12 protein-coding genes are annotated in these 14,993 nt (G+C 72.1%); 4 read left to right on the top strand and 8 right to left on the bottom strand.

Annotated features, from left to right (window positions below):
* Positions 1-251: 251 nt before the first annotated feature.
* Positions 252-878, bottom strand: a complete 627-nt coding sequence (locus P8T65_RS37465; protein ID WP_316729725.1) for an NUDIX hydrolase — start codon at positions 876-878, stop codon at positions 252-254.
* 96 nt (positions 879-974) lie between these two features.
* The gene (locus P8T65_RS37460; protein ID WP_184895866.1) at positions 975-2,633 is read right to left on the bottom strand and encodes a CTP synthase; all 1,659 of its coding nucleotides are present in this window, start codon (positions 2,631-2,633) and stop codon (positions 975-977) included.
* Positions 2,634-3,208: 575 nt separating this feature from the next.
* On the opposite strand from P8T65_RS37460, the gene P8T65_RS37455 reads away from it, so the two are divergent.
* From P8T65_RS37455 to P8T65_RS37445, 3 genes are all read left to right on the top strand, one after another.
* Entirely contained in the window at positions 3,209-5,011 is a 1,803-nt protein-coding gene (locus P8T65_RS37455) for a glycoside hydrolase family 15 protein (protein WP_316731850.1), read from the top strand.
* Positions 5,012-5,263: 252 nt separating this feature from the next.
* Positions 5,264-6,646 carry an FAD-binding oxidoreductase gene (locus P8T65_RS37450; RefSeq protein ID WP_316729724.1) on the top strand — a complete coding sequence of 461 codons (1,383 nt, stop codon included), beginning with the start codon at positions 5,264-5,266 and terminating at the stop codon, positions 6,644-6,646.
* 21 nt (positions 6,647-6,667) lie between these two features.
* Entirely contained in the window at positions 6,668-8,317 is a 1,650-nt protein-coding gene (locus tag P8T65_RS37445) for a PucR family transcriptional regulator (RefSeq protein WP_316729723.1), read from the top strand.
* 23 nt (positions 8,318-8,340) lie between these two features.
* On the opposite strand, the gene P8T65_RS37440 is transcribed toward P8T65_RS37445, so the two are convergent.
* The 5 genes from P8T65_RS37440 to P8T65_RS37420 all read right to left on the bottom strand — a co-directional run bounded on the left by P8T65_RS37440 (position 8,341) and on the right by P8T65_RS37420 (position 13,725).
* Positions 8,341-9,477 carry a glycosyltransferase family 4 protein gene (locus P8T65_RS37440; protein WP_316729722.1) on the bottom strand — a complete coding sequence of 379 codons (1,137 nt, stop codon included), beginning with the start codon at positions 9,475-9,477 and terminating at the stop codon, positions 8,341-8,343.
* A gap of 269 nt (positions 9,478-9,746) precedes the next feature.
* The gene (gene recN, locus P8T65_RS37435) at positions 9,747-11,474 is read right to left on the bottom strand and encodes a DNA repair protein RecN (RefSeq protein ID WP_316731849.1); all 1,728 of its coding nucleotides are present in this window, start codon (positions 11,472-11,474) and stop codon (positions 9,747-9,749) included.
* A gap of 172 nt (positions 11,475-11,646) precedes the next feature.
* The gene (locus P8T65_RS37430) at positions 11,647-12,552 is read right to left on the bottom strand and encodes an NAD kinase (protein WP_033528902.1); all 906 of its coding nucleotides are present in this window, start codon (positions 12,550-12,552) and stop codon (positions 11,647-11,649) included.
* Complete coding sequence (locus tag P8T65_RS37425) at positions 12,549-13,364, bottom strand: TlyA family RNA methyltransferase (protein ID WP_316729721.1); 816 nt, start codon at positions 13,362-13,364, stop codon at positions 12,549-12,551. Before P8T65_RS37425 ends, P8T65_RS37430 begins: the two co-directional genes overlap by 4 nt.
* Before the next feature lie 55 nt (positions 13,365-13,419).
* Positions 13,420-13,725 carry a hypothetical protein gene (locus P8T65_RS37420; RefSeq protein ID WP_316729720.1) on the bottom strand — a complete coding sequence of 102 codons (306 nt, stop codon included), beginning with the start codon at positions 13,723-13,725 and terminating at the stop codon, positions 13,420-13,422.
* Between the two features lie 42 nt (positions 13,726-13,767).
* Here P8T65_RS37420 and P8T65_RS37415 point away from each other — a divergent pair, with 42 nt between their 5' ends.
* A complete protein-coding gene (locus P8T65_RS37415) occupies positions 13,768-14,115 on the top strand; it encodes an SCP2 sterol-binding domain-containing protein (protein ID WP_316729719.1) in 348 nt (115 codons plus the stop codon).
* Here the strand turns inward: P8T65_RS37415 and P8T65_RS37410 are convergent.
* Positions 14,099-14,986, bottom strand: a complete 888-nt coding sequence (locus P8T65_RS37410) for an ABC transporter ATP-binding protein (RefSeq protein ID WP_316729718.1) — start codon at positions 14,984-14,986, stop codon at positions 14,099-14,101. The genes P8T65_RS37415 and P8T65_RS37410 overlap by 17 nt on opposite strands.
* Positions 14,987-14,993: the final 7 nt, after the last annotated feature.

Here is a 14,993-nt window from a genome sequence, read left to right as displayed (position 1 = left end):
AGCAAGCCCGCCGGGACTCCGGTTCGGGCGCTTCCCGAGCCTAGTTCACGCTCTGCGACGATCCGGGCGGAGCGGGGCGGTGAGATCGCTCGATCGGATCAGCAGATCGTACGACTGGTGCGGTGAGGGCAACGTGAAGGAGAGCCGAGCCTGGGTTTTCAGGGGCGCGGGGCTGTATCGACATGAGGCTCCGCCGCGTGGGCGCGACAAGCCACGACGGACCCGCGGCTCACCCACGACCTGAATCGCCCCTAGACCTCGAACGGCCGCGCAGGCCACGGCGCCTCAGCCGCACGCAGCGACTCCACCCCGTCACCACCGCGCGCGGCCACCAGCGAAAGCACCCCCACCACAAGGCAGTTGTTGTGCAGCTCCCCGGCGAGCACCCCCCGCACCAGCTCGTCCAGCGGCACCCGGGCCAACTCCATGTCGGCCTCCTCGTCCTCCACCTCGAACCGGTGCCCCTCGGCCTCGGAGAGATCCCGGGCCAGGAAGATCCGCACCGCCTCGTCGCAACCGCCGGGCGTGGTGTAGACGTCGGTGAGCACCCGCCACTCCTCCGCCTTGACGTGCGCCTCCTCGTACAGCTCGCGCTGGGCGGCGTGCAGCGGGTTCTCGCCGGGCACGTCGAGGAGGCCCGCCGGGATCTCCCAGAGCCGCTCGCGGACCGGGTGGCGGTACTGGCGGATGACCAGCACCCGGTCCTGGTCGTCGACGGCGAGGACGGCGACGGAACCGGGGTGGACCTGGTAGTCGCGGCGGACGACCGACCCGTCGGGCATGACCACGTCGTCCGTGCGCACGGAGGTCTTCTTGCCGACGAACGGGGTCTCGCTCGCCCGGACCTCCCACTCCTCGGCGGTGTCCTTGATCGTCATGTCGACTCGCCCTCCCACACATGCAAAAAGAAACCGGGGCACACATCCCGAAAGACGCGCACCCCGGTCACCGTACAGCTCTCGCGCCGCTCGGATTTACTTGCCGGTCTTCCGCTCCACGGCGGCCTTCACCAGCCCCGCGAACAGCGGGTGCGGGCGGGTCGGACGGGAGCGCAGCTCGGGGTGCGCCTGGGTCGCGACCAGGTACGGGTGGACCTCGCGCGGGTACTCGACGTACTCGACGAGCTTGCCGTCGGGCGAGGTGCCGGTGAACTGCAGACCGGCCTTCTTCTCCAGTTCCGCGCGGTAGGCGTTGTTCACCTCGTAGCGGTGACGGTGGCGCTCCTCGACGTACTCCTTGCCGTCGTACACCTCGCGCACGATCGATCCCTCGGCGAGCTTGGCCGGGTACATGCCCAGCCGCATGGTGCCGCCCATGTCGCCCTCACCGGCGACGATGTCCAGCTGCTCGGCCATGGTGGAGACGACCGGGTGCGCGGTGGCGGAGTCGAACTCGGTGGAGTTGGCGTCCGGGATGTCGGCCAGATTGCGCGCGGCCTCGATCACGATGCACTGCAGGCCCAGGCAGAGCCCGAGCAGCGGGATCCGGTTCTCGCGGGCGTACCGGATGGCGCCGACCTTGCCGGAGACGCCCCGGTCGCCGAAGCCGCCGGGGATGCAGATGGCGTCGACGTCGGCGAGCTGGGCCGCGGCGCCGGCCGGGGTCCTGCAGTCGTCGGAGGTGACCCACTTGATCTTCACCCGGGCCTTGTTGGCGAAGCCGCCCGCGCGCAGCGCCTCGGTGACCGAGAGGTAGGCGTCGGGCAGGTCGATGTACTTGCCGACGAGCGCCAGGTTGATCTCGTGGAGCGGGTTGTGGACGCGGTCGAGCAGGTCGTCCCAGGTCGTCCAGTCCACGTCACGGAACGGCAGGTCCAGCTTGCGGACCACGTAGGCGTCCAGGCCCTCGCCGTGCACGGTCTTCGGGATGTCGTAGATCGAGCGCGCGTCGGGACACGCGACCACGGCGGCCTCGTCGACGTCGCACATCAGGGAGATCTTGCGCTTGATCGCGGCGGGAACTTCACGATCACAGCGCAGAACGATCGCGTCTGGCTGAATACCGATGTTGCGCAGAGCCGCAACCGAGTGCTGCGTCGGCTTCGTCTTCAGCTCCCCCGAGGGCCCGATGTACGGCAGGAGCGAGATGTGGACGACGAAGACATTGTCGCGGCCGACCTCGTGACGGACCTGGCGGACGGTCTCCAGGAAGGGCAGCGACTCGATGTCGCCGACGGTGCCGCCGACCTCGGTGATGACGACGTCGACCTCGTCGGAGGCCATGCGCCGGATGCGGTGCTTGATCTCGTTGGTGATGTGCGGGATGACCTGGACGGTGTCGCCCAGGTACTCGCCGCGCCGCTCCTTGGCGATGACCGTGTTGTAGACCTGGCCTGTAGTGACATTGGCGGAGCCGTCCAAGTCACGGTCGAGGAAGCGCTCGTAGTGTCCGATGTCCAGGTCGGTCTCGGCTCCGTCGTTGGTGACGAACACCTCACCGTGCTGGAAGGGATTCATCGTGCCGGGGTCGACGTTCAAGTAGGGGTCGAGCTTCTGCATCACGACGCGCAGGCCGCGGGCCTTGAGCAGCATGCCGAGGCTGGAGGCGGTCAGACCCTTGCCGAGAGAGGAGGCGACACCCCCGGTGACGAAGATGTGCTTTGTCGTCGAGTTTCGAAATGCAGCGGGCGGCATGGCCAAGAGGGGGCTCCCGTGGTCGCGGTTCGGTGTGCGGGTCGGCCGCCGCCCGAGCTCATCCGTCGGGGGTGCCTTCGCTGCGGTTCGGGGGTCCCTCTTGCGAGTTTTCGACTGGGGCGCCCACCGGTCCACGGGCTACCAGGGTATCAGCGACGGGACACGATCGCTTCCGGCCACGCTCCGCGCACGGGCCGACACGGACCTCGCACGACTGTCGGCGAATCCCGCCCGACCTTCACCATTAGCTCACCCGTTCGGCCCACCCGTGTTGCCCGGAGCGGCACGCGGAGCCCTCCGGTGCGTCGTATCCTCTTCGGACACTCGCTGCCGAGCGCGGCCGGCGCGACGGCACCACCCCCGCCCGTCTCCGGTAATCATGAGAGCTCGTCAGTGCGTTGAGCAACGATCGCCTCATTTGCGTTGAGGATCGTTGAGCGATATCGCATGACACCGTCCCTTGGATCACTCTGGAAACATGGTTCCTTTGTCGATCCCTTGGGTCCCTTGACCGCACACCGCACAGCGACCGCCCCTCGGGGGGCGACGACGTGGCCGTTCGACTGGAGTTGCACGTGGCCGGGCGCATCGAAGACTACGCACTCATCGGAGACATGCAGACCGCCGCGCTGGTCTGCCGGGACGGCACGGTCGACTGGCTGTGCCTGCCCCGCTTCGACTCCCACGCCGTCTTCGCGGGACTGCTCGGCACCGAGGAACACGGGTTCTGGAGACTGGGTCCCGCGCACGCTGCCGACGCCGAGCCGCCCACGGCCTCCCGACGCCGGTACCGCGGCGACTCGCTGATCCTGGAATCCGAGTGGGACACCCCGCGCGGCACGGTCCGTGTGACGGACTTCATGCCGCCGCGTGACGGCGCCCCGCAGCTGATCCGCATCGTGGAGGGCGTCAGCGGCCGGGTGCCGATGCGCTCGGCCCTGCGGATGCGTTTCTCGTACGGCCGGGTCGTGCCCTGGGTGCACAAGCACGAGGGGCGCACGGTCGCCGTCGCCGGGCCGGACTCGGTGTGGTTCGACACCGAGTGCGAGACCTACGGCAAGGCTCTGACCACCTACGCCGACTTCACCGTGACACCGGGCGACCGGATCGCGTTCACGGTCTCCTGGGAGCCCTCGCACAAGCAGCCCCCGGCGCTGCCGGAGCCCGAGCCCTCGCTGCGGGCCACGGAGGAGTTCTGGCGCGACTGGGTGGACCAGTGCACGTACCACGGCCCCTACCGCGAGGCCGTGGTCCGCTCGCTGATCACGCTCAAGGCCCTGACGTACGCCCCGACCGGCGGCATCGTCGCCGCCCCGACGACCTCCCTCCCGGAGCACATCGGCGGCGTCCGCAACTGGGACTACCGCTACACCTGGCTCCGCGACGCGGCCATCACCCTCTCCTCGCTACTGCGCACCGGCTACCGCGACGAGGCCCGCGCCTGGCGCGAGTGGCTGCTCCGCGCGGTCGCCGGCGACCCGGAGAACCTGCAGATCATGTACGGCATCGCCGGTGAGCGGGAGCTGGGCGAGGCCGAGCTGGAGTGGCTGCCCGGGTACGAGAACTCCGCGCCGGTCCGGGTCGGCAACGGCGCCGCGCACCAGCTCCAGCTGGACGTCTACGGCGAGGTCACCGAGGCACTGCACCTGGCCCACATGACCGGGCTGGCCCGCAACGACTACGCCTCGCTCCTCCAGCTGAAGCTGATCCGCTACCTGGAGGACCACTGGGACGAGCCGGACGAGGGCATCTGGGAGGTGCGCGGACCGCGCCGCCACTTCGTGCACTCCAAGGTCATGGCCTGGGTCGCGGTGGACCGGACGATCAAGCTCATCGAGTCCGGTGACGCGGACGGCCCGCTGGAGAAGTGGCGCGAGCTGCGCGACGACATCCACCGGGACGTGTGTGAGAAGGGTTACGACAAGGAGCGCAACACCTTCACCCAGTCGTACGGCTCGAAGGAACTGGACGCCTCGCTGCTGCTGATCCCGCAGATGGGCTTCCTGCCGCCGGACGACAAGCGGGTCATCGGCACCATCGAGGCGATCCAGCGCGAGCTGTCGACCCCGGACGGCTTCATCCTGCGCTACCCGACCTCCGGCGAGGAGGAGGGGGTGGACGGGCTGCCGGGCGACGAGGGCGCGTTCCTCGCCTGCTCGTTCTGGATGGCCGACGACCTGGCGATGATCGGCCGGGTCGACGAGGCCCGCAAGCTCTTCGAGAAGCTGCTCTCCCTCCGCAACGACCTGGGCCTCCTCGCCGAGGAGTGGGACCCGGTGCTCAAGCGCCAGGTCGGCAACTTCCCGCAGGCGTTCAGCCACGTCCCCCTCATCGACACGGCCCTGCGGCTGACCGCGTCGGGGGCGTACGGCGGCTGACCGCGTCCGAGGCGTGCGGCGGCTGAGCGCGTCTGGGCCCATGGAGGCCGAGCGCCGGGGCCGTACGGCCCGCCGTGCGCGCCCTCCGGTCCGGCGCGCACGGCGGCGGACCGGTGCGCGTGCTCGCGCCGACCCGCCTCCCGGTCTCCGGCCCCGCCGCCGGGTGCGCACGAGCCCCGAACAGGCCCCGTCCGCCGCCCCCGCCTAGCCTGGAAGGAGCCCTGTCCCCCGACCGAAAGGGGGCGGCTCACCATGGCTCCCCTCTCGAAGGCGCGGGCGGCCCTCGCCGCACTGCGCGAGGATCTGACCGGCGAGGTGTACACGCCGGACGACCCGGGTTATGACGACGCCCGCACGGTCTTCAACGCCATGATCGACCGACGTCCGGCCGTGATCGCGGAGTGCGCCGACGAGACCGACGTCGTCCGTTCGGTGCGCTTCGCCCGCGACCTCGACCTGCCGATCGCGGTACGCGGCGGCGGCCACAGCGTGGCCGGAATGGCACTCAACGACAACGGGCTCGTCATCGACCTCCGCCGGATGCACGGGGTCACGGTCGATCCCGCGTCCAGGACCGCACGCGTCGGGGGCGGCGCCACCATGAGCCACCTCGACCGCGCCACCGAGCCCCACCGCCTCGCGACCACCGGCGGCCGCGCCTCGACCACGGGGGTGGGCGGCTTCGTCCTCGGCGGCGGCAGCGGCTGGCTGGACCGCACCTTCGGGCTCGCCGTCGACAACCTGCTCGGCGTCGACCTGGTGACCGCCGACGGACACACCGTCCGCGCGAACTCCGAGGAGAACCCGGACCTGTTCTGGGCGCTGCACGGCGGCGGCGGGAACTTCGGCGTGGCCACCGCGCTCACCCTCCGGCTGCACGAGCTGCCCGCCTTCGCCGTCGCCCTGCTCCTCTACCGTCCCGAGCACGGCCCCGAGGTGATCCGCGTGTACCGCGACGTCATCGAGACCGGTCCTCGGGAGGCAGGCGGCGGCGTCCTCTATCTCACCGCCCCGCCCGAGGAGTTCGTCCCCGAGCATCTGGTCGGCGGGCTCACCTGCGCGGTCCTCCTGACGTACGCGGGCACCGAGGACGACATGCGCAAGGTCGCCCAGCCGCTCCTGGCGATGCCGCACGAGGCCGAGATCGTCGGCGCGATGCCGTACGCCGATGTGCAGTGCATGATCGACGACCCGCCGGGGATGCGGAACTACTGGTCGGCGGAGTACCTGACCGGACTGCCGGACGAGCTGGTGGACGTATTCGCCAACCGCGCCTGGTCGATGCCCGTGCCGACCGGCACCCAGCACGTGCTCTTCCCGCTCGCCGGCGCAATACCGGAGGGCCCCGCCCACTACCCCGTGCCCTACCGGGACTCCCCCTGGGTCGTGCATCCCTTCGGCGTCTGGGCCGACCCCGAGGACGACGACCGGTGCGTACGGTGGGTACGGGACGTGCGCGCCGATGCCCGGCCCTGGAGCACCGGCGACGTCTATCTCAACTTCGTCGGCGACGAGGGCGCCGACCGGGTCGTCGCCGGACTCGGCATCGACAACTACCGGCGGCTGACGGCGGTGAAGACCGCCTACGACCCCGACAACGTCTTCCGCTTCAACCACAACATCCCACCGGCCTGACGACCGGGTACCGTCCGCTCCATGGACACCCGTGGAGGCCGCGAACCAGGTGACGGCCGTGAGGCGCAGGGCGGCATCACCGTCCGGCGGGCGCTGGAGCTGCCCGGACTGCGCGGTGGGCTGCCGGAGATCCTCGCGGGCGCCGACCGGCTGCACCGCACCGTGCGCTGGGTGCACGCGGGCGAGGTCCCGAACATCGCCTCGCTCCTCAAGGGCGGCGAGCTGCTGCTGACCACCGGGTACGGGCTCGGCACCCGCCCCGCCGACCAGCGCGCGTTCGTCCGGACCCTCGCCGAACGCGGTATCTCGGCCCTGGTGGTCGAACTGGGCCCGCGCTTCGCCCGGCTCCCGGCGGCCCTCGTCGAGACGGCGCGCTCGGCCGGGCTCCCGCTCGTCCAACTGCACCGCGAGGTGGCCTTCGTGACGGTCACCGAGGAGATCCACACCGAGATCGTCAACGGCCACTACGCGCTCCTCCAGCAGGCCGAGGAGGTGCACCGCCGCTGCACCGAGGCCCTGCTCGGCGGGGGCGGGGTCCCGCAGGTCCTCGGCATCCTGGCCGACTTCAGCGGCAACCCGGTCTTCCTGGAGACCCCCGACGGACAGCTCCTCTACGCCGCCGGGAGCGGGCCCGCGGACACCGATCCCCTCCAGGTGTGGGAGGGGCTGCGCGGCCGGCACCAGGACGATCCGCCAGCCGGGTCGACCCTCGTCGACGTACCGGGCGGCGGCCCCGGCACCGGCGCGGTACGGGCCCGGCTGGTCCTCCTGCCCGTCCTCGCCCCCCTGGCGCCCGTCCACCGGATGGCGGCCGAACGCGCGGCCGGCATCCTCGCCGTCGTCCTGATGCAGGCCCGGCAGGAGGAGGAGCTGGCCGCGCGGGGGCGCGGCGACTTCCTCACCGACCTCGCCGAGGGCCGCGTCCAGGCCGAGGACGCCCCCGCGCAGGCCCGCGTCCTCGGTTTCAAGCCGGGCTCCGGCCCCCTGCTGCCCGTCGTGATGCGGCTCGCCGACGGCCTCTCCCCCGGCGGCGGCTGGGCCGTCCTGGCCCGCGCGGTGGCCGAGGAGCTGGCCTCCGTGGGCGTACCCGCGCTGCTCGGCGTGCGCCCCGTCGAGGGCCGTGTACCGCTGCTGCTGGCCCTGCGCGCGGATTCGGAGCGCACCGCGGTGGCCGACAAGGCAGCGGCGGCGCTGCGGGCCGGCGTGGAGCGTGCCGGGATGCGGCGGCCGGGCGGGCGGCCCCCTGTGGTGGTCGTCGGGGTGCCCGGCGGCTGGGCGGCCGCCTCGGCGGGCCTCAGGCACGCGGCGGAGGCGGCGACGGCCGCACAGGGCCTGGCCGACCGTCCCTGGTACGACGCCCGGCGCCTGGATATCGACCTGCTGCTGTGGCGGCTGCGCGACCACCCCGACCTGGCCGCCTTCGTGGAGCGCGCGATCGGCCCCCTGCGCGACCACGACGACCGGGCCAAGCCCTCGCTGCTGCCCACCCTGGAGACGTATCTCGCGCACGCGGGCCGCAAGGCGGAGACCGCCCGCGAACTGCATCTCAACCGCCAGACCCTCTACAACCGCCTCGCGCGGATCGGCGAACTGCTCGGCACCGATCTGGACGACCCCCAGGCGGTGCTGGCCCTGAGCCTGGCCCTGCGGGCACGCAGACACGTCGGCTGACGCCCTGCCCCCGCGCGCGGCCCTCAGGTCAGGGGCCTGAGCCGCGTCAACTCGTCGTACACACTGAGCACCTGGGCCACCGTCTCGTCCTCGGTCGGCCAGGTGGCCGCCTGCCGGGTGCCGCGCTCCCGCAGCGCCTCGCACCTGGCGGGGTCGCCGAGGAGGCTCTCGACGGCCCCGGCCAGCGCCTCGGCGTCGCCGTACGGGACGAGTTCCGCGCCGTCGCCGACCAGATCGGGCACCGATCCGACGGCGGCGGCGACCAGCGGCACGCGTGCGTGGAGCGCCTCCTGAGCGAGGACCGAGCGGCCCTCGGCACCGCCGGCCAGCAGCGCGAGGTCGGCCGCCGCGATCAGTTCGGAGACGTCGTCGCGCCGCCCGACGAGCCGAACGGGCAGCTCCTCGTCCTCGATACGCCGCTGCAGCGTGCCCCGCAGCGGCCCCTCGCCCACGACGACGACCAGCGGCGCCGGGTCGAGACCTCGCCACCGACGGGCGGCGTCGAGCAGGGTGTCGTACCCCCGCAGGCGGTCGAGCGTGCCGACGGCCATGAGCAACGGGCGTTCCGTGGCGCCCAGTTCGGCCCTGACCTTGGACGCGGGCCGGTCCGGATCCCCACCGGGGACGGCCGGGCGCGGCACCGGCAGTGCGACGGCGGCGAGCCGTGCGTCGCGCGCGCCCCGGCTGCGGGCCCGGTCGACCAGGTCGGGGGAGGTGCCGAGCACCACGGCGGCGGCCTTGGCCACCCGCCGCTCCAGCAGCCGCAGCAGATGCGCCCGCGCGCCCTCGGCGTACGACCGCCTGTGCAGGGTGACGACGAGCGGGGTGGTGCGCCGGCCGAGCGCGAGGGTGGCGCGGAAGCCGGCGTGAAGTCCGTGCGCGTGCACCAGGTCGGCGTCCGCGAACGCGCCGCGCAGACTGGCCACCGAGGCGGGGTCGCTGCTGCGGGGCACATGGACGTGGTGGGCGCCGACGCCGGTGAAGTCGTACTGCCCGTCCGTGTCACTGGGGGCGCAGACGGTGACCCGCACGCCCCTGGCGACCAGCCCCGAGGCCAGCGACCGCACATGCGCGCTGCTCACCGCGCTGCCGCCGCCGAGCACTTGCACGGTCCGCAGCGGCGACTGGCCGTGTGGTGAGTGGCTGCTCACGTGGCTCACGTGGCCGGGGCTCCTGGTTCGGGGTCGGACGGTCACGAAGGAACGTGCAGAAGGGTCCCGCGGTGGGGGTGGACCGTACGAGGTGCTTCCGCACGGTCCAAGCAGCACGTCCCGCTACGTCGTTCCTGTCCAAGGATGCCAGGCCGCAAGGGTGTTCCGGGACAGCCGGACGGGGCACGAGCCGGAGGGGCGGGCAACCCCGGACCCAGCGTCACCCACACGAGTGAACTCCCGCACGAGGTTGCCCCTCCACACGACTCGCGTCCCGCCTAGGCGTCCGCGCGGGCCGCCGCCAGCAGTTCCTCCGCGTGGGCCCGGGCCGTCTCCGAGTCCTCCTGGCCGGCGAGCATGCGCGACAGCTCGCGCACCCGCTCCTCGCCCTCCAGGACCTTCACACCGGACCGGGTCACCGAACCGTCGTTGGTCTTCTCCACCAGCAACTGCCGGTCCGCGAAGGCCGCCACCTGCGGCAGGTGCGTGACCACCACGACCTGCGCCGATCTGGCGAGACGAGCGAGCCGTCGGCCGATCTCGACCGCGGCCTTGCCGCCGACACCGGCGTCGACCTCGTCGAAGAGATACGTCGGCACGGGGTCCGTCCCCGCGAACACCACCTCCACGGCCAGCATCACCCGCGACAGCTCACCACCGGACGCGCCCTTGGCGATGGGCCTCGGCGGCGCCCCCGGATGCGGCGCGAGCAGCAGCTCGACCTCGTCCGCGCCGGAGGGTCCGTACGCGACCGTACGCCCGCCCACCTCGACGCCCTCGGGGTCGTCCGTCTGTCGGATCTCGAACGACACTCGCGCGTGCGGCATGGCGAGCGAGGCCAGCTCGGCGGTGACGGCCGCGGCGAACCGCTCGGCGGCCTCGGCACGGGCGTCCGTCAACGCCTGGGCGAGGCCACCCAACTCGGCCCGCAGCGCGTCCCGCTCGGCGGTCAGCTCCTCGATGCGCTCGTCGTCGCCGTCGAGTTCGGTGAGCCGCTGGGCGCCCTCCTCGGCCCACGTCAGGACCGAGGCGATGTCCTCACCGTACCGGCCGTACTTCCGCGTCAGCGCCGTCAGCGCGGCCCGCCGCTCCTCGACGGCCGCCAGCCGCAGCGGGTCGGCGTCCAGGTCGTCGGCGTATCCGGCGAGCTCCCCGGCCACGTCGCCCAGCAGGATCCCGACCTCCCCGATCCGCTCGGCAAGCACGGAGAGCGCCGGGTCGTGCGACCGCACGGCCGCCAGCGCACGGTGCGCGCCCGCGACGAGGGTGGTGGCGTCCACGCCCTCCGGGTCCTCGGGATTGCCCGCGAGAGCGACGTGCGCGGCCGTCGCCGCCGAGGCCAGCGCCTCCGCGTGCCCGAGCCGCTCGGCCTCCTCGGCCAGTTCCACGTCCTCGCCGGCCCGGGGTTCGACGCCGGCGATCTCGTCCAGGCCGTACCGCAGCATGTCGGCTTCCTGGGCCCGCTCCCGCGCGCGGGTGACGATCTCGTCGAGTTCGGTCGTCACGGCCCGCAGCCGCCGGTAGGCCTCGCCGTACTTGGTGAGCGGTACGGCCACCGCGTCGCCCGCGTACCGGTCGAGCGCCGCCCGCTGCCGGGACAGCTTCAGCAGCCCCTGCTGGTCGGTCTGCCCGTGCACGGCGACGAGTTCGTCGGCCAGCTCGGCGAGCATGCCCACGGGGACGGACCGCCCGCCCAGATGTGCCCGGGACCGTCCCTCGGCGGACACGGTACGGCTGATCAGCAGCGCCCCGTCGTCGAGTTCGGCCCCGGCCTCCTCGGCCCGGACCACCGCCGCCGCGCCCTCGGGCACGGCGATCCGGCCCTCCACGACGGCGCTCTTCGCACCGATCCGCACGAGCGCCGGGTCCGCCCGCCCGCCGAGCAGCAGGCCGAGGCTGGTGACCACCATGGTCTTGCCCGCACCCGTCTCACCCGTCACGGCGGTGAAGCCGGGCGACAACTCGACGACAGCGTCGTCGATGACTCCGAGCGACCGTATCCGCATCTCCTCCAACACGGACACGACCTTACGAGGTCGAGGATGCCGACCGCGACGCCCCCCGGCACCTATGTCACTCCCGGGGGTTACAGCGCGCCCCCAAGGGGCTCGGGGAACCGCGCGAGCACCCACATCGAACGAGCAGCCGCCGACGGCCCCCGCCCTCCCCCACATGGTGCTAGTGCCGAGCCCCCCGCCACCCCGAAACCGGCAGCGCGAACTTCGCCACCAGCCGATCCGTGAACGACGCGTGGTGCAACCGAGCCAGCCGCACCGGCACAGCCCCCCGCCGCACCTCCACCCGCGCCCCCGGCGGCAGCTCGACGGTCCGCCGCCCGTCGCACCACAGCACGCCCGGCGGAATGTGCGGCAGCACCTCCACCGCCAGCACCGAGTTCGGCGACGTCACCAACGGCTTGGCGAACAGCGCGTGCGCGGAGATCGGCACCATCAGCAGCGCCTCGACCTCGGGCCACACCACGGGCCCGCCCGCCGAGAACGCGTACGCCGTCGACCCCGTCGGAGTCGACAGCACGATGCCGTCGCACCCGAACCCGGTCACCGGCCGCCCGTCGATCTCCAGGACGACTTCGAGCAGCTTCTCGGCGCCGGCCTTCTGCACGGCCGCCTCGTTGAGCGCCCAGTCCGTGTGGACGATGTCCCCGTTCTGGTGAACGACGACATCGACGGTCATCCGCTCCTCGACCTCGTAGGACTTGGTCACCACGCGGTCGACGACCTTGTCGAGGTCGTCCCGCTCGGCCTCCGCGAGGAAGCCGACGCTGCCGAGGTTGACGCCGAGCATCGGCACCCCGGACGCGCGGGCGAACTCGGCGCCGCGCAGCAGCGTGCCGTCACCGCCGAGGACGATGAGCAGCTCGCACCCGTCGAGGCACTGCGGGGTGGCCTCCTTGACGAGCTCCACCTCCTCCGGCAGCGGGATGTCCTCGGCCTCGTACTCCAGGACGCGCACGACGATGCCGTGGTGCAGCAGCCCCTTGACGACGAGTTCGGCACTGCGGATCGCCGCCGGCCGCCCGGTGTGGGTGAGCAGGAAGACAGTTCGAGATCGGTCCTGAGTCACCGCGGCCCCTCCGCCACTGCTCGGTCGACGTCGGCCGGGTCCAGCGCGGGTGCCCCGGCACGCAGCCACAGAAAGTATTCGACATTGCCCGAGGGACCGGGCAGCGGACTGGCCGTCACACCCTTCACCCCGAGCCCCAGTTCCCCGGCCCGCCGGGCCACCTCGCGCACCGCCTCGGCGCGCAGCTCCGGACTCCGTACGACTCCCCCACTGCCCAGCCGCTCCTTCCCCACCTCGAACTGCGGCTTGACCATCATCACCAGATCGGCGTCCGGTTTCACGCACCGCACCAGGGCGGGCAGTACCAGGCCGAGCGGGATGAAGGACAAATCCCCCACGACAAGATCCACAGGCTCCCCATCGATCGCTTCGAGCGTCAACTCGCGTACGTTCGTACGGTCCTTGACGGTGACGCGTTCATCGCTCTGCAAGGTCCAGGCGAGTTGTCCGTATCCCACGTCCACGGCGACGACGTGCGCGACCCCGGCCCGCAGCAGTACGTCGGTGAACCCGCCGGTGGAGGCTCCGGCGTCCAGCGCCCGCCGCCCCTCGACGGCCAGCCCCTGCGGGCCGAAGACCTCAAGGGCGCCCGCGAGCTTGTGGCCGCCCCGGGACACGTACTCGGGGTCGCTGTCGTCGCTCACGACCACGATCGCGGCGGCGGTCTCCACCTGGGTGGCGGACTTGGTCGCGACGGTCCTGCCGACGGTGACCCGACCGGCGGCGATCAGCTGGCTCGCGTGCTCACGCGACCGCGCGAGCTTGCGCCGGACCAGTTCGGCGTCCAGACGACGGCGTGCGACTCCTGCCACGTTCGGTTCAGCTCCTGCTTTCGTAAGGCGATCGATAGGTGTGACCCGAAGGGTCTCATTGAGGGGCGGTGGTCGGGTGACGGGTGGGAACCGGCGGTCCCGGGCGGGCGTCGAGCGCGGTGAGCGCGTCGCGCAGCCCCCCGTGTACATCCTCGTACACCTCCACATGGCCGTCGGTGGCGAGGTGGTCGGCGTCGGCCAGCCGGTCGAGGGCCGTGTCGACCTCGGGGTGGCCGGTGGCGGTACGGGGCACGTCCAACGGGGCCGGGGCGGCGGGGTCGTCCTCGGGTCCGACCTCGGCCGGCGGCACCGGAACCGCCGCGTCCGCCTCCGCCACGACCTCGGGCAAAGAGTCGCTCATGCCCAGACGCTACCGCGAAGCTCTGGGGTACCGTCGGTCGCGATGGCAACGATCGATGAGTGCCGCGCCGCGCTCGAAAAGCTCTCGGACAACATGGCAGGCGCCGATGGACACGTGCGCGAGGCGACGGCCCTCGACCGTTCGGTGAGCTGCCACATCAAGGATCTCGACGTCACCTTCGTGGGCCGGATGCGGGAGGGCCGGATCGAGGTGCACGACACCCTTCAGGGGCCGCCCGTCGAGAAGGCGCAGATCCGCCTCGCGATGACGGGCGTCGACCTGGTGGCCCTGGTCGACGGGGAACTGAACTTCGCCAAGGCCTGGGGTTCGGGCCGGGTGAAGCTGGAGGCGGGCTTCCGCGACCTGCTCCAGCTCAGGAAGCTCCTCTAGCAGCCGTCACCTTCTCGGCCCTCGCCTCGCCGGACCGTGCCTTGCGCGCTGCCGGTACCACCAGGGGGGTGCCCGTCTCCGGGTCGTCGATGACCTGGCAGCGCAGCCCGAACACCTCCTCGACCAGATCGGCGGTGACGATCTCGGAGGGGGCGCCCTCGGCGATCACCGATCCGTCGCGCAGGGCGATGAGGTGGGTGGCGTAGCGGGCGGCGTGGTTGAGGTCGTGCAGTACGGCGACCAGCGTGCGTCCCTGCTCCTCGTGGAGTTCGGCGCACAGGTCGAGCACGTCGATCTGGTGCTGGATGTCGAGGAAGGTGGTCGGCTCGTCGAGCAGCAGCAGCGGGGTCTGCTGGGCGAGTGCCATGGCGATCCAGACCCGCTGGCGCTGGCCGCCGGACAGCTCGTCGACGTAGCGGTCGGCCAGCTCGGCGACCCCGGTCGACTCCATGGACTCCCGGACGATCCGCTCGTCCTCCGCCGACCACTGCCGCAGCAGCCCCTGGTGCGGGTAGCGGCCGCGGCCCACGAGATCGCCGACGGTGATCCCGTCGGGCGCGATCGACGACTGCGGCAGCAGGCCGAGCGACCGGGCGACCTTCTTCGCGGGGATCGACTGGATGACCTGCCCGTCGAGCAGCACCCGCCCCTGGGACGGCTTCAGCATCCGGGAGAGGGCTCGCAGCAGCGTGGACTTGCCGCAGGCGTTGGGGCCGACGATCACTGTGAATGAGTTGTCGGGAATCTCCACCGACAGCCGTTCGGCGATGACCCGCTGGTCGTAGGCGAGAGTGACCTTCTCGGCGGACAGGCGGTTCACGGTGCTCCTCTTGTCGTTCGCGTGCGCCGACGCGCTGTCGTTGTCGTTCATGTCCGCC

It is taken from the genome of Streptomyces sp. 11x1, assembly GCF_032598905.1.
Classification (GTDB): domain Bacteria; phylum Actinomycetota; class Actinomycetes; order Streptomycetales; family Streptomycetaceae; genus Streptomyces.
This window is presented reverse-complemented; position numbering and strand designations above follow the sequence as displayed.